Source organism: Pseudoalteromonas sp. CuT4-3 (assembly GCF_035666335.1).
In the GTDB taxonomy this organism is placed as follows: domain Bacteria; phylum Pseudomonadota; class Gammaproteobacteria; order Enterobacterales; family Alteromonadaceae; genus Pseudoalteromonas; species Pseudoalteromonas atlantica.
This window is the reverse complement of record NZ_CP142031.1, coordinates 412,292-433,824: the sequence shown is the minus strand read 5'-3', so window position 1 is coordinate 433,824 and position 21,533 is coordinate 412,292. Positions and strand designations below refer to the sequence as shown.

General features: G+C 36.7%; 22 protein-coding genes. 14 read left to right on the top strand and 8 right to left on the bottom strand.

From position 1 onward, the window contains the following. Nucleotides 1-48: 48 nt before the first annotated feature. Nucleotides 49-1,248: a cation:proton antiporter gene (locus VOI46_RS18875; protein WP_004586308.1), complete on the bottom strand. Its 1,200-nt coding sequence runs from the start codon at nt 1,246-1,248 to the stop codon at nt 49-51. Further along, nucleotides 1,248-2,459 carry a tyrosine-type recombinase/integrase gene (locus tag VOI46_RS18870; RefSeq protein WP_004586309.1) on the bottom strand — a complete coding sequence of 404 codons (1,212 nt, stop codon included), beginning with the start codon at nt 2,457-2,459 and terminating at the stop codon, nt 1,248-1,250. The genes VOI46_RS18875 and VOI46_RS18870 overlap by 1 nt, the downstream gene beginning before the upstream one ends. Before the next feature lie 137 nt (nt 2,460-2,596). Between VOI46_RS18870 and VOI46_RS18865 the strand changes: the two genes are divergently transcribed. Further along, the gene (locus tag VOI46_RS18865; protein ID WP_004586310.1) at nt 2,597-3,160 is read left to right on the top strand and encodes a YSC84-related protein; all 564 of its coding nucleotides are present in this window, start codon (nt 2,597-2,599) and stop codon (nt 3,158-3,160) included. A gap of 100 nt (nt 3,161-3,260) precedes the next feature. Here the strand turns inward: VOI46_RS18865 and VOI46_RS18860 are convergent, their stop codons facing one another. After that, a complete protein-coding gene (locus VOI46_RS18860; RefSeq protein WP_029771881.1) occupies nt 3,261-3,599 on the bottom strand; it encodes a DUF3693 domain-containing protein in 339 nt (112 codons plus the stop codon). A gap of 336 nt (nt 3,600-3,935) precedes the next feature. Here VOI46_RS18860 and VOI46_RS18855 point away from each other — a divergent pair, with 336 nt between their 5' ends. The 7 genes from VOI46_RS18855 (at nt 3,936) to VOI46_RS18825 (ending at nt 10,251) form a co-directional block, all read left to right on the top strand. Beyond that, nucleotides 3,936-5,927, top strand: coding sequence for a replication endonuclease (locus VOI46_RS18855; RefSeq protein WP_324738283.1), 1,992 nt, complete (start codon nt 3,936-3,938; stop codon nt 5,925-5,927). 39 nt (nt 5,928-5,966) lie between these two features. Beyond that, on the top strand, nt 5,967-6,284 hold the full coding sequence (locus VOI46_RS18850; RefSeq protein ID WP_324738282.1) for a hypothetical protein: 318 nt from the start codon (nt 5,967-5,969) through the stop codon (nt 6,282-6,284). 2 nt (nt 6,285-6,286) lie between these two features. After that, complete coding sequence (locus VOI46_RS18845; protein WP_029771876.1) at nt 6,287-6,550, top strand: hypothetical protein; 264 nt, start codon at nt 6,287-6,289, stop codon at nt 6,548-6,550. A 26-nt stretch (nt 6,551-6,576) separates the two neighbouring features. Further along, nucleotides 6,577-6,711 carry a hypothetical protein gene (locus tag VOI46_RS18840; protein WP_262974659.1) on the top strand — a complete coding sequence of 45 codons (135 nt, stop codon included), beginning with the start codon at nt 6,577-6,579 and terminating at the stop codon, nt 6,709-6,711. Nucleotides 6,712-6,814: 103 nt separating this feature from the next. Next, nucleotides 6,815-8,776: a hypothetical protein gene (locus VOI46_RS18835; protein ID WP_324738280.1), complete on the top strand. Its 1,962-nt coding sequence runs from the start codon at nt 6,815-6,817 to the stop codon at nt 8,774-8,776. Further along, nucleotides 8,769-9,092 carry a hypothetical protein gene (locus VOI46_RS18830; protein ID WP_138611579.1) on the top strand — a complete coding sequence of 108 codons (324 nt, stop codon included), beginning with the start codon at nt 8,769-8,771 and terminating at the stop codon, nt 9,090-9,092. Before VOI46_RS18835 ends, VOI46_RS18830 begins: the two co-directional genes overlap by 8 nt. Before the next feature lie 4 nt (nt 9,093-9,096). Then, on the top strand, nt 9,097-10,251 hold the full coding sequence (locus VOI46_RS18825; RefSeq protein WP_324738279.1) for a zonular occludens toxin domain-containing protein: 1,155 nt from the start codon (nt 9,097-9,099) through the stop codon (nt 10,249-10,251). A gap of 264 nt (nt 10,252-10,515) precedes the next feature. On the opposite strand, the gene VOI46_RS18820 is transcribed toward VOI46_RS18825, so the two are convergent. After that, complete coding sequence (locus VOI46_RS18820) at nt 10,516-10,752, bottom strand: hypothetical protein (protein WP_324738278.1); 237 nt, start codon at nt 10,750-10,752, stop codon at nt 10,516-10,518. A gap of 71 nt (nt 10,753-10,823) precedes the next feature. Here VOI46_RS18820 and VOI46_RS18815 point away from each other — a divergent pair, with 71 nt between their 5' ends. From VOI46_RS18815 to VOI46_RS18800, 4 genes are all read left to right on the top strand, one after another. Next, nucleotides 10,824-10,967, top strand: a complete 144-nt coding sequence (locus tag VOI46_RS18815; protein ID WP_324738277.1) for a hypothetical protein — start codon at nt 10,824-10,826, stop codon at nt 10,965-10,967. Between the two features lie 121 nt (nt 10,968-11,088). Continuing rightward, entirely contained in the window at nt 11,089-11,499 is a 411-nt protein-coding gene (locus VOI46_RS18810; RefSeq protein WP_085065403.1) for a hypothetical protein, read from the top strand. 1 nt (nt 11,500) lies between these two features. Continuing rightward, the gene (locus tag VOI46_RS18805; protein WP_029772036.1) at nt 11,501-11,854 is read left to right on the top strand and encodes a hypothetical protein; all 354 of its coding nucleotides are present in this window, start codon (nt 11,501-11,503) and stop codon (nt 11,852-11,854) included. Between the two features lie 169 nt (nt 11,855-12,023). Next, nucleotides 12,024-12,422 carry a hypothetical protein gene (locus tag VOI46_RS18800; RefSeq protein ID WP_128081036.1) on the top strand — a complete coding sequence of 133 codons (399 nt, stop codon included), beginning with the start codon at nt 12,024-12,026 and terminating at the stop codon, nt 12,420-12,422. An 812-nt stretch (nt 12,423-13,234) separates the two neighbouring features. Here the strand turns inward: VOI46_RS18800 and VOI46_RS18795 are convergent. Together VOI46_RS18795 and glpK are read right to left on the bottom strand one after the other, a co-directional pair. After that, entirely contained in the window at nt 13,235-13,981 is a 747-nt protein-coding gene (locus tag VOI46_RS18795; protein ID WP_004586312.1) for an MIP/aquaporin family protein, read from the bottom strand. A gap of 177 nt (nt 13,982-14,158) precedes the next feature. After that, complete coding sequence (glpK, locus tag VOI46_RS18790) at nt 14,159-15,655, bottom strand: glycerol kinase GlpK (protein WP_004586313.1); 1,497 nt, start codon at nt 15,653-15,655, stop codon at nt 14,159-14,161. A 169-nt stretch (nt 15,656-15,824) separates the two neighbouring features. On the opposite strand from glpK, the gene VOI46_RS18785 reads away from it, so the two are divergent. Both VOI46_RS18785 and VOI46_RS18780 read left to right on the top strand, forming a co-directional pair. Continuing rightward, nucleotides 15,825-16,586, top strand: a complete 762-nt coding sequence (locus VOI46_RS18785; protein ID WP_004586314.1) for a DeoR/GlpR family transcriptional regulator — start codon at nt 15,825-15,827, stop codon at nt 16,584-16,586. 562 nt (nt 16,587-17,148) lie between these two features. Then, nucleotides 17,149-18,765, top strand: coding sequence for an FAD-dependent oxidoreductase (locus tag VOI46_RS18780; RefSeq protein ID WP_004586315.1), 1,617 nt, complete (start codon nt 17,149-17,151; stop codon nt 18,763-18,765). Nucleotides 18,766-18,868: 103 nt separating this feature from the next. On the opposite strand, the gene VOI46_RS18775 is transcribed toward VOI46_RS18780, so the two are convergent. Further along, on the bottom strand, nt 18,869-19,900 hold the full coding sequence (locus VOI46_RS18775) for a patatin-like phospholipase family protein (RefSeq protein WP_004586316.1): 1,032 nt from the start codon (nt 19,898-19,900) through the stop codon (nt 18,869-18,871). Between the two features lie 139 nt (nt 19,901-20,039). Continuing rightward, a complete protein-coding gene (locus VOI46_RS18770; RefSeq protein ID WP_004586317.1) occupies nt 20,040-21,446 on the bottom strand; it encodes an alanine/glycine:cation symporter family protein in 1,407 nt (468 codons plus the stop codon). Nucleotides 21,447-21,533: the final 87 nt, after the last annotated feature.

Below are 21,533 nucleotides of genomic sequence, written 5' to 3'. Positions count from 1 at the left end.
AAAAACGTGTTCATAGCAAAACAATAGATTCGCTAATTTTTATAAACGCTATTTAGATTTTTTAACGAAGCTATCTGCAATTGGCTTTGTACTTATACCATGTATAAACACGCTAAATAAAATAGTGGTCATTGCAATAGTGGCAATATCGTATTTATTTTCTATTTGCGTGTCTATTACCATTAAAGTAAAAACAATAGATGCCAAACCACGTGGCCCAAACCATGCAAAAGTAAAACGTTCCTTCCAATTAAGTGCTGTAAATTGTAGCGATAACATAACCGGAATTATTCTAATTAATGTTGTGCTTAATAAGGCATACACAATTATATTTGTATTTAATTTCGGAATTACTAAATACGCACAAACAAATCCAAATAAACACCAAATCATTAACGAAGTAAAATCAGCAATGTGCTCTGAATCCTCTATTAGCTCAGCGCGAATATCAGTTTTAGAAAATTTATCAAATAACAAACCCGCAATAAACACCGCTATAAAACCGCTGCCATGAAAATATTGAGTGATAGAAAACACCGCCATCGCAAAACCTAAAAGTAAAAATGGGCTGGTGCTTTTTGCAAAGTAATGGCGCTGCATTGCAAAATTTAATGCCGGAATAAATATCGCTATAGAAAAACCAGCAATCAATAATGCTAAGCCAAGCTCTCTTGAAAACACACCTAATGTATGTGAAGCAGTAATAGCAGAGTCAGGGTTTTTAGCCAATAAAATAAAAATTAAAAATACTGGTACACATAAGCCATCGTTTAATCCACTTTCGGTATTTATACCTTCTCTAATTTTTTCGGGCACTTGTGTACTTTGCAATAACCCTTTACTCAAAGCGGCATCGGTTGGTGTAAGTATAATTGCCAGCAGTGCCGATTGAATTAACGACAACTCTGCAAATAAAAATAAGCTAACACCAATACCGCACAATAAAGTTAAGGGTAGGGCAACGAATAGTAATAGGCTAGGGTATTGAAAACTATGCCTCAATACACCTAACTTAGATTTAGCCGCATCAGAAAATAAAAATATACTTAGCGTTAGCTCTATCAGTGGTAATAAATAATCTATTCCTGTTTTTAATTTTTCGCCTTCATTAGGAAGTAAAAACGCCAAAAACATGCCGCCAATAACAAAAAACATAGGGCCTGTTATTTCTGTGCGCTCTAACTGCCTTATTGAAATTGAATAAACTAAAAATAAAAAACCAATAAATGCTATTACTAAGTATTCCATTAAATTTTCCTTTTAACGCCTGATTTTGCTCGCTCTTTAATATTTGTTTGAATGTAAATTTGATCGGTTGTCGCAATTTTAGAATGGCCTAAATCTTCCGATAAATGTTTTAGCGGTCGAGTTTGCGCATCATGTGTTGCACCCGTGTGACGAAGCCAATGGGCAGTGGCTGCTTCAAGTTGTTCTGCATCATCTTTAAACCCGTCATCAAGTAACGATTGCTGAGCTAAATCAAAACTTTGCTGCACTAAACGCCTAATTTGCCTAACCGTCATCCCACCTTGGCCACGAATTTTATGCACCAATGGCTCAGATTCATCAACGCGTGGTAGGGCGGGTAACCCTCTGTATAATCGGTAACGTTTTAAATACTCAACAAAATCATCACTTAACGTAACATCTCGCAGCTTGTTACCTTTGCCCATAATACGTAAAAACCAAAAGCCGTCATTATCTTGCCAAAAGTGTGACATAACTGGCGACCACTGCGGGCGCTCTGATAATTCTGATATACGTAAATATAGCCCTTTTAAACACGCGAGCGTAAATAGGTTACGTTCAAGCTCTGGTTTTTTTTCACATAAATCGCGTGTTACGCCAAATACATATTCCCATTGTATGTCACTTAAGGTGTCTGGGATCTGAATTTGAGATTGAACTACCAAATAGGGGCTATTTTTTTTCACTACAGGCACAAAGTTAGCAAACGTTTTTTCTTCTAAAATAGAAAACTTATAAAATACATTTAGCGCAGTAAACATAGCCGCTAATGTTTGCTGGCTCGCAATTGACTCTTTTAATATAAAAGGGCGCCAATTTTGATTTAATCGACGAATACCTTGTTCATCTTTGTAACGCCATTGCACCGAAGTTGAAGCCCATTTTTTATCTGGCTCAGCCATAAAATCAACATACTCTTCAATGTCTTCGCGCTTTAAACTAAATACAGATTTTTCGGCAATTAGCCAAGACCACAAATAAAATCGTTCAAGCTCATTACGAAAACGATTAAATGTTGCCTCAGATTTTCGGCCGTACACATATAAAAATTGGTATAAAAATTTAAGATCGTCCTTTGATTCAGTTACAGTCAAGCCAACTTGCTGTATAAAGGATGCAAGTTCTGGGTATTCTGAGTTTAGAGTACCGTCGTCAAGATGAGCAATTTGGTATCTTAATTGTTTTAACGTATCAACTAAAGCAACAAGCATAATGTATAAATATTCAATAAAATAATAGACTTACAGCTTAACGCTAAAGTCCGATACTGTCTAGTATTGGACATAGTAAAAGTATATTTATTTAAACATTGTTGTGTATTGGTATGAATCTTATTAAGGAAAGTTTTATGAAAAAATTTATAGTGTTAGCCCTACTTACAATAAGTGTATTACTAACAGGTTGTGCTACTACAGGTAGTGCTTCACCTAGCGAAAAACGTGCTTTAGTTCAAAGCATGAAAAACAATACCCTCGACAAATTATACGCACAAAAACCCGATGTTAAAAAACAAATTGCCAATTCTGCCGGTTACGCCGTATTTGATAACGCAAACGTAAATGTAGTTTTAGCTAGTTTTGGTGGCGGGTACGGTGTAGTAAAAAATAACTTAACGGGTAAATCAACCTACATGAATATGGGTGAAGCCGGTTTAGGGCTTGGTTTAGGCGTTAAAGATTTTAACGTTGTTATGGTTTTTCATAACCAAGCGGCAGTAAATAGATTTATTGAACACGGTTGGGCCTTTGGCGGAAACGCAGATGCAGCAGCAAAATACGAAGATAAAGGTGGAGCACTGGTTGCAGAAGCCATTGCCGACCAAGTTACCGTATATTCTTTAACCGAAAATGGCCTTGCACTTCAAGCAGTACTAAAAGGCACTAAATTTTGGGTAGATTCTGAGCTAAATTAACACCTAATTACTCTCCTAAAAGCGGGCTGGTTTGTATAATCACGCTCGCTTTCTAATAAATCATTCAATTTAACATAACGTAATTTATGGGTTATCGCTATTACGCAAATGCGTCCTCAGTTGGTGCATTTGCTAGTCCTGCAACTAGCGTTAGCGCTACACATGCTGCACTAATCTTTTTTACAATTTCAGACCAGATTTTACCTTCTTCCTTAGACTTTGACTTTTCTATAGCAAGTTTAAGTAAGGCTTCCTTTTGATCCATACCTATAGCATTAGCCATTGCTATACACTGATTAGCTGTAATATGCCTTTCGCCTTTTTTAATTTTACTCATGTTTCCTGAGTTAAATTCCTCAAAATCAGAAATAACTTGTTTGTCCTGAGTATAACCTTTGGATTCTTTATATTTTTCAATTAGTTCGTAACTAAAATTCATAACAATCTCCTCTGTATTTCATTATAACTGTCAAACTTGATAATTAAAAAGTTTGACAAAAGTCACATATGACCGCTAGACTCCAAAAAAGAGTCCAACGTGACAGTTTGTCAGTTTAACAGGTAAATACGGATATGAGCTCAACTTTAAAATTATTTAATATCATTCAAATTTTAGTTTCATTAGTCGTATTTCAAGTTTCCTTACTTATTCAGCATACCGCGCTTATGTGGTCATCTATTTTTGTTTTTTCTCTTGGTATTCTATGTGAAATTTTATTTCAAGTAGCAAAGTATCAAATTAACAAAACTGTTTATTCAGATGATGAGGTTTAAAATGAACTCATTATCTAACGCCCAATACGCTCAAGTTTTCCCGCTAAATACAGCAATCAATTTAACGGCAAATTTACGACCTGCATGCACTGCAAAAGACGTTTTTGCAAACCTTTCTAAACCAATGAAAGAACGTTTTTTTGACTTTGAATCATGGCGAAATCGTATTTTTGAACGTCATTCTAACCTTGCACATATGCTTAGCACCGGTTACTTTTTGGCTGAAAAATTCAACAATTTAGCTGAAGCAAACAAGCGTTTAAAGTCTGCTGATACCGTTTTAACCCTTGGGAATTTTAAACACGGTCATATAAATTTATCATGTTCAGACGATGAACTATGCGAAATTGCAGAGCAAAAAGCCCGTTATTGTGAGCTGAAAATAAGTAAAAACGGCCACACTTTATCTGTATTTAATATCCTTGTTAAATACTTAAATTCCTTTGACATTCAAGAGCCTGAACTAGTTGCACCGTATTGCACACACTTTGCAGCAGACTCTTTAACAGGTATTTTAAACCGCTTTGCTGACCCAATTTTCTGGCGTCGTAAATTACGTAAAATCCAAGCGTTTACTATCGAACAATTAGCACGTGATTTGAGACTCGTACATAAAAAAGCAAGTGCTTATGTGTCACAACCAACCATCCAGAACCGCCGAGAACGTAAGCGCAAATCAGCCGAAATAATGTCTGATTTATTTGTTGTTCCAAACGATGCAAACCCGTTTGATGAGTTCGAAACACTGCAATCAATTATTGAACGTTCGCACACATCAGGTAAACAACAAGCGGCAGAATTAATGGTTCGTATTCGTGGTTTTGAAGAGCTAGCAGACATGCATGGCCATCGCGGTGAGTTCTACACACTATCAGCACCAAGTAGATATCATGCAGTTCACCATACAGGCCGACCAAATAATAAATATGATGGTTCAACCCCTCATGATGCACAGGAATATTTTAACGGAATTTGGAAACGTGCCCGCGCCCTATTCTCAAAACAAAATTTGCGCCCTTACGGATTCCGTGTTGTTGAACCTCATCATGACGGTTGCCCACACTGGCATATGCTTTTATTCATGGAAAAAGGTGACGCGATACAAGTTCGCGCAATTCTTAAAAAGCTTTGTACCGAAGATACACCAACCGAATTTAGAACAAGCACCACCCGCTTTAAGGCTATTACGATTAATAAAAGTAAAGGCTCTGCTGCTGGCTACATTGCTAAATATATTACTAAAGCCGTAACTGGTGACAGCATCCATAAAGTGATTTGTTCACAAGCTGGTGAAATGAAAATACTTCCAGCCGATGCCGCAGAACGTGCATCGACTTGGGCGAGTACGTTTGATATTAGACGTTTTCAGCAAATTGGTGGCCCCTCAGTCACCCTTTGGCGTGAACTTAGACGATTAGGCCAAGGTGATACTGGCAAATGTGAGGTTGCAAACGCAATGAATACAACACTAGACACAGTTTCAAAATACGCACTTGAGAAGGTACGCCAAGCTGCTGATTCATCAGATTGGAAAGCATTTTGCCTTGCAATGGGTGGCGTACAAGTTAAACGCAAAGACCAAACTTTACGCATTCACTACCAATTGCCCGATATTGTTGACCGTATTACTGGCGAGGTTAGCCGCAGTGAATCTAAATCACCCTACTTTGCCACTAAATATGGCGACCAACCAGCTAACCGGATTTTAGGCGTTGCTTGGGATGCTGTTGTTGTAATTACTCGACGCGGTACTACCCAGATACTCACTGAAAAAGATATTAAATCGCAACGTAAAATCATGTGCGGTGTGTCTGAACAAATACAAGGTTGGCACGATGACGGCCGCTTATTCGCACCTAGTGATGAAGATATGCAGTTCCTTGAAGCGTGCGTTCTTGAGGATTATCAAAACATGTGCTTATTCATGGATTACGAAGCTCTGGCTGGCAACATTTCGAGCGACGAAGTCGCGAGCTTGGACTTGTGTCATTAACTGTAACTATTAATAAAACTAAACCAAATTGGAGAAATTATGAATATTGAAGGCGCTATTACAGACCTAGTAAAAGTTAACCGCACAGATGATAAAGGCGCTTCCCTGCCTACTACTGGCGAATTCAAGCTGCATACTAAAAACCCCGCTCAGATTCTATCTGTGAAGGTATCTGCTGACCAATTTAACGATGGTACTTATCAGCATTTGGAAAACTTGCAATCTGACCCTAACGGCTGGGGCTTAAAGCCTGTTTTGCTCAATATTGAATATTACGAAGGTGCTAACGTAGCACGTCAAATGGACTGGAAAGGCTTCCGTTTGCATAGTTTACCTCAAGAAAATAAAGGTAAATAAAAATGGCTACTTGTGTACAGCTTGAATATGGCGAACTTAAACCAACGGCACAATCAATTGAAGATTGCACTGGCTTTGTCATGTTGGAGCCGACCGAGTACCAGCAATTTATTTTAGGGTCTAGCATTTTCGACCCTTCACTAATTAGCACTGAACAGGCGCAAGCACTTTTTGTAAGCGGCTTTTCTTTGGTAATAATCTGCTACCTAGTCTCATGGGGTTATGGTGCAGTAATTAACTGGTTTAAACCAGAAAACGACAATTAAACTTTTTAAGCTAAAAGGAAATAACTATGGATTTCACTTCAGTTACATCAGCGGTTGACGCTACTACTATCGTTGCAGCAATTACAGCTATTGCAGCAGTTAAGATTTTACCAGGCGTTGCAAAATGGGGTTATAACAAAGTTATTGGCTGGTTCCGCTAATACAGTTTTACCTGTTGTAAACAATTGCACAGTAAGCCCCGTTTCATGCTAAGTGCGGGGCTTTTTTAATGGAGTTAAACAATTATGATTTGGGGTATTTATTATGCGTTCCTCGGTATTGCTTGTGCGGTTGCAGTCGTACGCGGCTTTGAAAGCTGTTAACACACTTGGCCGTTTAACGCGCCTTTTAAAATTTATTATAAGACACCCATTTAAAACATTATTTGCTTTAATCAAAATTTGGTTTGCTTTGATGTTCTTCACTTTATTTAGTTTTATGGTAATGGCTCAAGAATTAAGAGACCCTTTTCAGTACAAGCCTTTTATTGAATGTGCTACTAATCCTCAAAATCCAAATTACTTTGAAGTTGGTTCAATTTCTGAATGTGTTTCTGCTATTGGTGGTTCTGGTGAGATGTGTCAATCCCCTCCGCCTATGCCATCTTACCCCACATCAGTATCTGGCGGTGTCGGCTACCTTCAATCAAATTATTCATGTAAAACATTAGGTAATGTACGTGTTTCATGGGTAGTTGGTGAATCCTGCCCCCCAGAAGGAAGCCCCACTTTTACAGAACCTGTTTATTCAGGCTCTAAATTAATGTGTGCTGAGCCAGTAGAACCTGAAAATACTTGTGCTGACTCTGTTGGTCTTGATAGTTCTTTTTTTTCAATTACTGTTCCTAACAATCTAACCTCTGGCGGTAATAGGCCAAAATGTGTTAACGATGATTATGGCAATACTTGCGAAGTAACTGGAAACACATTTATAGATACTGCATCTAACGAAACACACACTATTTGGTCTCCTGTTGGTGGTGGTACTTTTACAGGTGCAAAATGTGAGGAAAATGGAATGCAAGTTAAAGACCCATCAGATACAGATGATAAGTATTGCACCGTTAACAATGCTAGCGGTGTTTATTCTGTCGATTGCCCTGAAAATTCTATTGCTATTAACTGGAATCAGGTCCTTGGTTTAGCTGAACAATCTAATTTAGATAATCAGCGAATTGCAGCCATTGAGGCAACTTTTTTAAAACAAGAGGATTTACAACAATTAGTTGATAGTGGTGAATTAAAAGGTGAACAAGGCGAAAAGGGCGAGCAAGGCGAAAAAGGCGAAAAGGGTGATAAAGGTGCTAATGGCTTAAATGGTACCGATGGTGTCGATGGTGTAGATGGCGAAAAGGGCGAAAAAGGCGAAAAAGGCGAAAAAGGCGAAAAAGGCGAAAAGGGTGAGCAAGGTGAAAAAGGCGAAAAGGGTGAGCAAGGTGAAAAAGGCGAAAAAGGTGAGCAAGGCGAAAAAGGCGTTGATGGCATAGATGGAATTAATGGCGTAGATGGTGTTGATGGCATAGATGGTGTTGATGGCATAGATGGTGTTGATGGTATAGATGGTGTTGATGGCCTTGATGGCCTTGATGGTGAAGATGGTGAAGATGGTGAAGATGGTCAAGATTGTTCAATAATTCAAACATCTCAAGGTGCTTCTATAACTTGCGGCGCTTCAACTTCAACTGTAAAAAATGGTGATTCTTGTACTACAACCACACTTCCCAATGGAGATTCGCAAATTAATTGTGAAGATGGAACAACTTCTACAATTAATGGCATAGATGAAGATGGCATAATCGGTGCTCTAAACACCCAACTAACAGAAATGAAAAAACAAACCGGTGAGCTCCAAGGTCAAACAGAGTTGTTACAAAAAATAGCAGAGTATGATGGCGATAAACCAAAAATTGATTATGAAACAAAACCTGATGCTTACACCGAAATAGCAGAATTTGATTGGGATGAAAATAACTTTGGCACTGTCATGGAAAAGCATATTGATGAAATGCAAAAGCTACCTTTATTTAGTGCTATAGATGGTTTCTTTGATACTTCTTTTGGTGGTACATGCCCAGTTTGGGAAACAAATGTATCTGTTATGCAAGCAAGCTTTAATGTACGTATTGACCAATTTTGTTCAAGCGCAGTACAAAGTATTTTGCCATATATAAGGGCAATTTTAATGCTTGTTGCGGGTTTCTTTGCTTGGAGAATTGCAATTGAATGATTTACTAGATTGGTTAGCCGAACAATGGCAAGCATTTATAGATTGGTGTTACGAGGTAATACTATTTATTTTAAACGGTTTAATGTGGCTTGTTCTGCAAACATTTGAACGAATGTTAGAGGGTTTTAGATTTATTTTTGCAATGATAGAACCGCCGCAATTTATATCAGGTGGCATTAGTCAATTTAGTAGTGCTATTCCTGCTGATGTTGGTTACTTACTCGGTGCAACTGGTTTTGATGCTGCTTTGGGTATCATCGGTATCGGTTACACTTTCCGTCTAACTAGAAAAGTTTTAACTCTATTCCAGTGGTAAAAATATGATTATATTTCACGAAGGTTTGCCCGGCTCTGGTAAAAGTTACGAAGCACTCGTTAAACATATAATTCCAAGCTTACAAAAAGGGCGTAAAGTCTACGCTCGCTTAAATGGTTTTAACCATCAAAAAGTAAGTGAATTGACTGGTAAAACAGTTGATGAACTAAAGGATTTATATACCGAAATAACAGAGGAGCAGGTTCACACTGTTTACGATTTGGTAGAAAATGACAGCTTACTTGTGCTTGATGAGTTACAAAACTTTTTCCCAAGTGGTCGACAAAAACTATCTGATGAAATGACACAGTTTATCGCTGAGCATAGGCATAGAGGTATGGATATTATCTGTATGGGTCAAGCTCTTGCAGATTGTCACACTACATGGAAACGCCGAATTGAACGTAAAATTACATTTTTAAAATTATCTATGTTGGGCATGGATAAAAAATATAAATGGGAAATGTACCAAGGTTCAATTAATGGCACTAAAGGCGATGTTGTATTTAAAAAAGTAAAGTCTGGTACAGACACTTACGATAGTAAATATTTTGGTTCATACCTTAGTCACCAACAAACAACGGGTAATACTGATGTTTATAGTGATGACCGTGTAAATATATTCAAAACAAAACAATTCATGTTTTATATACCAATATTTATTGGTGTTATAGCTTTTGCTCTTTATTACTTAGTAGGTTTTTTTAATGGTGATTCTCAAGTTGTTAAGCAGCCGGTTAAAGAACCTATCAACGGGCCCGTTGCAAAAGTTGAAAGTAGGGAGCAAATACAAACCCCAGTTAAGCAAAAACCTAAAAGTGCTAAATCTGAAAATACTCCTGTCCGCTATAGTTCAGACCCATATGAAAATATAAGGCAGACCATACAAAATAACTCTGCACTTATAACTTATGAGGAAATCTATAAAGGGCGTATTGTTGATTTGCTTTTGGTTATTGAAAACTCAAATAAACAGATACTTGATAAATTCACCCGTGATGAATTGTTGATGCTTGGCTATCGCTTAAAGAAAAGCACTTTAGGTATTGAGGCATTTAGAGGGGATACTTTAGCAGCAGTTTTCCGTTATAAACCAATAGGTAAAATATTTAATAATATCCCTGACGAATCTTACCAAGATTTATACACACAAGAATAAACGCCAGAACCTACGCTTTTCAACTTGTTGAAACCGTAGGCTGGCGTTTAAATATTCATAAATCAGATGCCGTCACTGGTGACACTATGACTAGAAATCAAAAGTACGAACAAAAGCAAAAAGGAAAAGGGTTAAAAAAAATAACCCTTTGAATACCTGATGACTCAGAAATTGAGATAAAACAGATGGTAGAGTTTTTAATTGATAACCCTGACTATATACCTTTTATGGCTCGCAGTGTCATAACTGGCCGCATGAAAAAGGCTATTTAATTAGATTGTCGAAAGCTTGTTTAAAATTATCAATAGCATCGTTTTTATTATCAAGTTCATTACCCAATCGGTAATTATCAGCCTTTAAATTACTAATTTCCGTTTGTGTTTTTTGATATTCGAGTATTAAAAAATCAATTAACTTAGTCGAAGTATTAATATTTAGCCTACCCTTTAGGCGTTCAAGTTCATTAATAACTTCATCATTTGGGCGGTATGTAATAGCCATTTTAGTATCCTTTGCAATCATAATGAACAGCCAGGATAAACCGGCAGAGCATATTTTGCAATCAAAACGACATGGCAAAGCCAGGCGAAAACATACATTTTGCAATCAAATGTGCCAGCATTTTTATGGCGCAGCCATGTAGACCGCACATTCATATTAATTTAGCATTGCTGTTCATCGGTCGTAACCAAGCGCAGCGTAAATCATTTATTTAGTTACACATAACCCGCGCTTGCGCCCTTGATAAACAATTACGGAAATTCAGATAATGACGAACCTGAGATTAACACCTAAATCAAGTTCTCATTGTGATTTTTAATAAAGGAGTAAATCACAATGGGAAACTTTAAATTGCAATTTTTGTCATTATTCGGTTATGACTATGCAAAAGGAGCTAAAGAATTAGGTGTTAGTGAACGTCAGGTAAGGCGGTACGTGAAAGCAAATAAAGCATCTAAACCAATCGAGAAATTGATCTCAATTATTCACCGCGGTTACTTACCTCCGACTGGCCCGTGGGCGGATTGTAGAATTTCCTATCACGACAACACAATGTCCACACCTTGGGGCAAAGTTAAACCATCCGATGTTCAACTAGTTCACCGATACAAATGGTCAGCAAGGAAATCTGAAAATATGTACAAAACACTTAAGGAACAATATAAAACACAAGATGTATATTTATCTGACCTACAAAACCAACTTTTAGATATAATTGGTGAAATCTCAGAGCGCACAGGGAGTTAGTATGAATAATTTAAAAATTCTTATAATAATATTTATTGTATTATCGGTAGCTTTATTTTTTGCAAATAAATTACGCACTAAATCAACTAATTTAAACAGTTTTGAAAACATACCTAAAGAGGAAACTTTTTCATACAACTTAGAGGTTGCTATGGAAAAACATAAAAAGGAACAAGGTGAGCAACTACATAAACTTCGAGACGCCTATATAGAAAGTTTAAAAAATAAATATGGTGAAGAAAAATTTCAAGAGCTACTTGGTGTATGTGATTTATTTACTAATTTATATGTAAATAATAGAACCAAGGAAAATGAATTAAAGTATGTTGAAGCTTGCGACCCTATGTACCACTAATGCCAAACTGTCAATGTAGACAGTAGCACTAACCAATTAATAAAAAAGGGCTTTTCGCCCTTTTCTTTAATATTACGTACCGTAATTTATGGGTTGTGTATTTAAAGTTGTAAAATCACATACAACCTTGTATGTTTTAAATACTGTTAATTATTTAAAGGAATAAAAAGTGACTACTTTCAAAATATTGACGTTTTTCATATTTTTCACCCTATCCATAAGTAATGTGTTTGCAAATAGCTCAACATCTTCATATTTAAAAAATGAAATTAATGAAGCCCATAAAGCTTATTTGTTTAATGATACTGCCACCGGTTTATATGCATTGAACTCACTAGCTCGTTTATTAGAGTTTATTGGCCCAGATGAGCTTTCAATTGAAGGAACAAACTTAAACCTTGCTTTAACTTACTTCCGAATTGGTCTATTACATGAAAAAAATAGTGATGGACTACTTAAAAATAAGTATTTTTCACAAGCAATAGTGCTAGCTCCAAATTCAAAGGAAATTTTAACTAGTGACTTTCGCACCCTAGTTGATAAACTTGATAAAAATTTTAGTGAATGAAATATTTTATAGGTAACAATTTGTCGATACTAAATAATTATTTTATGGAAAAGAAACCGTGATATTATATTTCACAAAGTCATTATATAAATAGTAAAGCTAATTATTAAGGTATTAATAATTAGCCTTTTAAATTAAAAATCACACAAGATCTTATGATTATCCTAAATTAGTTGGGAAAACACATCACAATGTAATTAAGCTGAAACTAATTTTCGAATAGGATTCTTTCTACAAATTCTATTTATGAGATTAGCTTTAATTTTTCGAATCTACCTTTATCTTTACGCAGCCCTTAACTTATTATCTTTTACACCCATAGATTTTATCTAGTCATCAATTTATTATCAAACGCTCAAGCGACTTATCAGTTTCACTAAAAACGCTATTCCAATATTTAATGTGTGTATCTACATCAAAAACAGTAAAGTCGTTCTGTCTGGGATTCTCCATAAGGTAAACCTGCTATAAATTCTTTTGATGGGAGATCATCACAACGCTATCGTAATTTTTGTGGTGTTACTTTTTTTTTATCTAAGCGCCCTGCTTTTTAAATTTAAATTAAAATATAAAATTAAGTCGGCCTTATTAATTTTAAATAAAAACGAATTTAGTTTAGCACCTCATTGCATTATACATTTAACATGCAAACAATGACTTGCTTTGCTAATAAACTATTTATTATGCGTGCGGTAATTTTATTTAACTTTACACAAATAAAAAGGGCTATGCGCCCTTTTTATTTTTTATGATTATATAATTAATTAGTTTGTGTATTAATAATGTGTCTGTGCGTTTAGTGTGTATTTAACTTAAATAGTGTTCGTTGAGCTAATTAAAATATGAAACCAAGCAGCTAATAGCCCACCTATTAATGGGCCAATTACCGGCACCCATGAGTAACTCCAATTACTATCCGTTTTTCCTTTTATTGGTAATAACGAATGAACAATGCGCGGGCCTAAATCGCGAGCTGGATTTATCGCGTATCCTGTGGTTCCACCTAAAGAAAGCCCTATTCCCCAAACTACAAATGCAACAGGAATGGCACCAATTGATCCTAAACCTATTTTTACACCAGAGCCGTCGGAAATTTCAGCCGAAGAAAAATAAAATACACAAATGAGTAAAACAAATGTGCCTATTACTTCACTAAGTACATTCCTAAATGTGTTTTGTATTGCTGGAGATGTACAAAATACTGCTCGTTTCAAAAGCGGATCGTCGGTGGCATCAAAGTGATCTTTGTATATTGCATACACTAATGAAGCGCCGATCATAGCGCCTATAAACTCAGCAACAATATAGCTTGGTACCTCAGACCAGGGGAATGACCCTGCTACGGCTAAACCCAATGTAACCGCAGGGTTTAGGTGCGCACCACTGTATTGGCCGGCAACAACAACGCCGATAAAAACACCAAATGCCCAAGCTGTAGTGATTGTCATCCAACCGCCACCATGGCCCAATGTTTTTTTGAGTATGTCGTTAGCAACAACCCCACCACCAATTAAAATTAGTAATGCTGTGCCAACTATTTCAGCTAAGAAAGGTGACATTTTAATATTCCTTATTAGTGATAAAAACCGTCCATAACTATGTATTTATCAGACAAGCCCAAATATTTATAATATTTGGTTTACATCATCATAAATACGTATTTTATATTTAACGTTAAGTCTGTTTTAGTTTTTAATAACGTATATTAAAAAACTTAATCAGATAATTTTTACCATTTATTCTTGCAAGCAATCTTCGCTTTGAACTTTTTTGACTGAATTACACCAACCAGCATACAATTCATCTCGTTTTACTTTAGTCATATCGGGTACGAATCGTTTATCGCAATTCCAGTTTGTAGCTAATGACTCAAGTGATGGGAAAACACCCGCTTTTAGACCTGCTAAATAGGCGACGCCTAATACAGTTGTTTCACTTATGCTAGAACGATCAACTTCTGCACCTAACACATCAGACAAAAACTGCATAAGCCAGCTATTTTTTACCATACCGCCATCAACTCTCAGTACCTGAGGACGCACCCCATCTGACTCCATAGATTTTTGAAGATCTTTAGTTTGAAAACAGACTGATTGTAATCCAGCGGTTACAATCTCTTTAATACCGGTGTCTCTGGTTAAACCAAAAATAGCGCCCCGCGCATTAGCATCCCAATAAGGTGCACCTAATCCAGTAAACGCTGGTACCATATAAATACCGTGGTCTAAAGGGGTATTACACGCAAGTGATTCAGTTTCATCTGCTTTTTCGATTAGCTGTAAACCGTCTCTAAGCCATTGAATTGCCGCACCTGCAACAAAAATGCTACCTTCAAGCGCATAGGTTGGTTTACCATTTAGTCTGTAAGCTACTGTACTTAAAAGCCTATTTTCAGATTCAAGGACTTTATCGCCAGTGTTAACCATCATAAAGCACCCTGTTCCATAGGTACTTTTTGCCATGCCGGGTTGAAAGCATGTTTGCCCAAATAGTGCAGCCTGTTGATCGCCGGCCATAGCTAAAATAGGAACTTCGTAACCTAAATATGCTTGCTCTGCTACGCCAAAGTCATCAGATGAGTCCATAACCTCGGGTAACATGTGTTTAGGTATATTGAAAAGTTCAAGTAATTCTGGATCCCACTCTTGGGTGTGAATATTAAACAACATAGTACGTGATGCGTTTGTGGCGTCGGTGCGGTGCTCTTTTCCACCTGTTAATTTCCACAATAGATACGTATCAACAGTACCAAAGATTAAATCGCCATTTTCTGCCTTTTCTCTAGCGCCTTCGCAGTTATCCAAAATCCAATTTATTTTTGTTGCAGAAAAATAAGGGTCGATTAAAAGCCCTGTCTTTTTGCTAACCATTTTTTCTTTGCCAGCTTTTTTTAAACTATTACAAAACTCTGACGTACGTCTATCTTGCCAAACAATCGCGTTATAAACAGGCTCGCCTGTTTTTTTGTCCCACACAATGGTTGTTTCACGTTGGTTAGTAATACCAATTGCAATCACTTTATCTTGTTGTGGGTCAATGTGCTTCATTACCGCTTCAGTCGTTTGTTTAACAGAATGCCAAATATCATCTGTTTTATGCTCTACGTAGCCGGCTTTAGGAAAGTGTTGCTCGAACTCTTGTTGTTCTAAGTAAGCAATATTACCTTTTAAGTCGAATAGTACACTTCTAGAACTAGTTGTGCCTTGATCTATTGAAAGAATGTATTTATTCATTGTTTTTTTCACTTCTACTTTCGATTATTTTCGTTTTTTTACTATTACATGGATTTATCGGTACATACAACTAAAATACGTCCTTAATATATAATTATTTATATGTAATTTTCATTCATTTGTTTTTAATCTATAATTTGCCGATAGCTTATTCTCAAATGTGAAGCACATGACTCAAGATCAGAGACACGAATCCATACTAAAATTATTAAAAGAAAGAGGTTCAATTTCTATAGAAGAATTGGTAAGTCATTATAAGGTTACGCCGCAAACTATCAGACGCGATCTCACATATTTAGCCAATATAAATAAATTAAGGCGCCACCATGGCGGTGCTAGTGCAATTTCAAGTATTGAAAATACCGCGTATCAAACCCGAAAAATTATGGACTTAGAAGCTAAGCAAAAAATAGCTGACCACATCGTTAGTATGATACCCAATGGCTCTTCACTTTTTATAAACATAGGCACCACAACAGAGACTATCGCGAAAGCATTACTTAATCATGAAAATTTAAAAGTGGTTACTAATAACCTAAATGTTGCGGCTATATTAGGCGTTAAAAAAGACTTTACCGTGCTTATTGCAGGCGGTGAGGTTAGACACAGAGACGGCGGCATTATTGGTGAAACAACAGAAGACTTTATTAATCAATTTCGTATGGATTTTGGCATTATTGGCATCAGTGGTATAGAAGAAAATGGCGCGTTACTTGATTTTGACTATCGAGAAGTACGTGTAGCACAGGCAATTATTAAAAATTCACGTAACGTTCTACTGGCCGCCGACCATTCTAAATTTGGTCGATATGCAATGGTGAGATTGGGTAATATTACACAAGCCAATAATTTCATTACTGATGCGCAGCCACCTGAAAGTATACTTACTTTACTAAAAGAGCACGATGTAACACTGCATTTAGCCCATTAAAATAAACAGCATAGGGATGTTTAAAGCTGTATTTATACTCGTTTATGGGGATATAGCAGACAGTACAGTGTAAAAATTATTAATCATAACTTTATATTGCAATTTTTACTCTGCCATAGCGCAATTTTCAAGGTGCTATAATCCATCTTTTTTTATGTCGTTGGCATTATTAAGATACCTTTCTTTTTTTTCTAAATACGCTAGCTCAAGCTAGAACGTACTAATTTTTCAAAATTTAAATTACAACCACTGCAAAAGTTTGATTTTCATTTATGTATTTTAATGTTTGCAAATGTTCGTTATTAAGTGTTATTTTTATTAAAGGGAAAATTTGTACCATGTTTATTTTCAGCCTATAAATATTTTTACCTGCTATCCTACGTTAGATGTTGAATACCTACCCCGTGACAATAATTTTTAGTCTTGGGATTGTATTAATAAATAGGCAAGGTTTGATATTTCGCAATGCAAGTAAAACGCCCTAAATATTTAAAAATTACACCTTAGAGCCCTTTAGGCCTTATATAGTTAATTAAGCTTCTTAAAATAGGTAATCCAATAGATGAGTCAACTCAGAGACAACAATATTAAAAAGCTTCCTCAAGATGTCTATGATGTTTTGATTATTGGAGGAGGTATTAACGGTGCAGTTTCTGCTGCAGCACTAGCGGCTAAAGGTGCTAAAGTTGCGTTGATAGACAAAGGTGATTTTGCTGGTTTTACAAGTTCAAACTCATCTAATTTAGCATGGGGTGGTATAAAGTACTTAGAAGGCCATGAATATAATCTAGTTAACAAACTTTGTAAAAGTAGAAACCATTTAATGCGTAGTTACCCTTCTACTGTTAAAGAAATTCGTTTTTTTACAAGTATTCAAAAAGGCTTTAGGTTTCCTGCATTATTTGTTTATTTAGGGACTATTCTCTATTGGTTTATGGGCCGTTTTTTTACAAAATCTCCTCAATACCTTACTACAAAAAAAATTAAGTCTTTGGAGCCTGTTGTTGATACAAAAAATGTTGAGGCCGGGTTTGAATATTCAGATAGCTTTTTATTAGATAACGATGCGCGTTTTGTTTTTAATTTTATTCGCTCCAGTATGAGTCATGGCTGTATTGCAGCTAACTATGTTAGTTCACAAGGCTCAACGCGCGCTGATGGCGTTTGGACTACAAAAGCGGTAGATGAAATATCTAACGAACAATTTAACATTCGTTCTAAGGTTATCATTAATGCTGCGGGTCCGTTTGTTGATCCGCTTAATGACGTTAATAACCAAACAACGGCTCATCATCATGTTTTTTCAAAAGGTATTCACCTAATTGTTGATAAAATTACGAATAGCCATAAGGTGTTAACTTTTTTTGCTGACGATGGACGATTGTTTTTTGTGATCCCCATGGGGCCTAAAACTTGTATTGGTACAACCGATACACAAGTTCATAGTCCATACTCAGAAGTGACTGATGAAGACAGAAATTTTGTTCTAGGTAACGCAAATAAGCTACTGGATTTAGAAAAAGAACTGACTAAAGATGACATTATTGCCGAGCGTTGCGGTGTTAGGCCTTTAGCTATTAAAAAAGACGGTAATGGCCAAGCTGATTGGGTACAGCTATCGCGCAAACACGCAATAGATACGAATAAGGATAAACAATACCTGTCTATTTTTGGCGGTAAATTAACTGATTGTATTAATGTTGGCGATGAAGTAGCTGATTTGGTTACAAGCCTAGGCATTAACCTGCCACATAAAGACTACAAATGGTACGGCGAGCCTGACGACACCGTTAAAAATGAGTTTTTGCATCGTGCAAAATTAATGAACTTAGATGGTTTAACACCTATTACATCAACTGAGCCGCTTAGTAAACGGTTTTGGAGGCGCTACGGTAGAAATAGCATTAACATGCTTGAAAAAATTCGCGAAGTACCTGAAAAAGCAGAACTTCTTATTAAACACTCTGAATACTTACGTGTAGAAATAGAGCATGCTGCCGAGCGAGAAATGATAACTAAACTCAGTGACTTTTTGCGCCGCCGGTCTAAGATTTCATTGGTTGTTAGAACGCAGGATATTCTTAACGATCCTGGTTTGCAGGAGGTTTGCCAAATCTTATTTGGTAAAGAAAATGCTCAAAGCAAACTCCAAGAGTATATTGATGAAATATCAAAATAGCATTTTATAACTATCAGGCGCTTTACAGTATATTGGCTACCAGTGCAGTTAATCAATTGTTCTGGTATCCAATAGTTTAGCGACTAAATTGTAATTTAGCCTATTAATAATAAGTTCTAGTTTTTAATTTTTTATCGAAATCTTCAGCTAGCTTTTCAGTTTCGCTAAAAACGGTATTCCAATATTTTATACGTGTGTCTGCATCAAGTATAGTAAAGTCACTCCTGTCTGGAATTTTTCCGTAAGGCAACCCTGCTACAAACTTTTTTGAAGGTGAAATCATCACAACATTATCGTAATTTTGCGGTGCAACTTTACGTTTTAAACTTTTGTCAAACCAGCCTGCTTTTGGTTCGCTATTAAAATGTGGATATAAAATTAAGCCAGGGTTATTAATTTTTAAGTCAAAATGGTAGTCAATGATCCCGCCATCGCGATACATGCCTTGTGGTGAGCCTGCAATATTTTTTACCCCTTGCATAACAAGCGGTATTGAGCCCGATGCAAGTAAGGCATCTTTTAAATTTGTTTGGCTAAGTGGTATGTTTTGGGTTTTAAAATTATAACTGTCGGTTATTGATAAGTTGCTGTTTGGCGCGCCAAAAATAAATCGCTCGTACTGCGAGCCTAATAATTTTCGGTTAACCCGATTAAGCATATAGCTTTTTGATAAACCTAAAAGTTGAATTAATTTATTTTCACTAGCAATAAAGCCATTCGATTTTGCCACTATAAAATGCGCTTTAAAAATAGGATTATTTAAAATTTCGGTTACGCCGTGCTCCCCAAATACATCATCTAATAATGCGCGGGCTTTTAGTGTAATTTCAGCAGGTGTTGGTTTATTACTCGTGTAACGGGTTTGCGAATATGATTTTCCTAAACGCTCAATGGCAGCAACCGGATCGTTTTGTGCAAAACATGCAGAACGAAAAGCACCCGCTGATGACCCAATTAAATTAAGCGGTTGGGTGCGGTTTTTAAAAAACTCACCAAAAATATATTTGTCTAAGCCAAATAATGTAAACCATTTAGGCCCGCCACTTGCCCCTAAAAAAGAGGTAAATAACTCGGGTTTAAAGCCCTGCTCGTTAATAATTTTTGCTGCTGTTTTACCTGCGTGAATGTCGATCATTAAATCAGTTTACCTTATTATTCTTATATTTTAGTGCTGTTCACATAACCCAAAATTGAATAATTATGCAAAATTAAAAAGCGGTTTTATGTTGCCATAAAACCGCTTTTTATCGTTAAAATTGCTAAAAATACGGGAATCAATCCCAAATGCCACTTTCGCATTTACCCTGTACTTTTACGTCTTTTACTTTAAATTCGGGCTCTATGCCTTTTTCTCTTTGTGTGTTGTAGTCGCGATTAACAGACAAAATAGTCGGCGTGAGCAATATAATAGCGATAACGTTAACCACTGTCATTAACCCTAATGCTATATCGGCTAAATCCCAGACTTCTTTTAGAGACGCAGATGCGCCCCACAGCATCATTGATAAATAAAGTAATGTATAAATTGTGCGCCCTACTTTGTTATCGAGCTTAAATAAATGCAGGTTACTTTCGGCATAAGCATAGTTGGCCACTACCGAGGTAAAAGCAAATAAGGTTATGGCTGCCGCAACAAAGTACACACCGCCTTGTGCTAAATGTGCGGTCATGGCGCTTTGGGTTAAACGTATGCCTTCCATTTCGCCGCTTATATCTACATCGGCCAATAAAATAACTACCGCGGTACAGCTACAAAGCACAATTGTATCGAAAAACACGCCAAGCATTTGTATATACCCTTGTGTAACTGGATGATTAGGCATTGGGCTAGCACTTGCTGCAGCGTGCGGCACACTACCTGCGCCGGCTTCGTTAGAATATAATCCGCGTTGTATACCGTTTTTAATGGCAGCGCCCATTGCTCCTGCGCCTGCTTCTTGTAAACCAAATGCAGATAAAAACACATCTTTAAGCATGGCAGGCACTTGCGGTAAATTCATAATCGTAATAATAACCGCCGCGGCTACAAATAATATGCCCATTAATGGCACGACTCGCTCAGCAAAGCGGGCAATAGCTTTAAAGCCACCTAATATAATTGAGCCTGCTAATACGGTAATAACTAACCCAGAATAAAAGGTAGGTACTTGAAAAGCATAGTTAAGGGCGTCGGTTATGGTATTGGTTTGCATGGCACTAAAGGTAAAGCCATAACCTAAAAATAAACACGCGGCAAACACAATAGCAAAGGCACGGCTGCCCAAACCTTGTTGAATATAATAGGCGGGGCCGCCTCTAAATTCGCCACTACTATCGCGTACTTTATACACTTGCCCTAATACACTTTCAGCAAAGCCGGTTGCCATGCCTAGTATGGCTATAACCCACATCCAAAATATGGCGCCGCTTCCGCCTAGTGAAATTGCAACAGCGACCCCGGCTAAATTACCTGTACCTACACGGGCACACAGGCCTGTACACAATGCTTGAAATGATGAAATGTCGTCTTTTTTACACTTGCTACTGCCTTTTAACAGGCTAAACATGTGTTTAAATTTTACTATTTGAATTGCTTTTAAACGTACCGAAAACCAAATACCTGCAAACAGTAGTATGTAGATTAGTATTTGGCCTTCTCCCCATAATAGGCCATTTACACTTTTTACTACGGTATCGAACATGGGCTAATCCTTTTTGTATTTATTATGTTTTTACTCAGCGCATAGTTGAGTAATTGGCATTTAATAATGCATGTTAGCCATAGATTA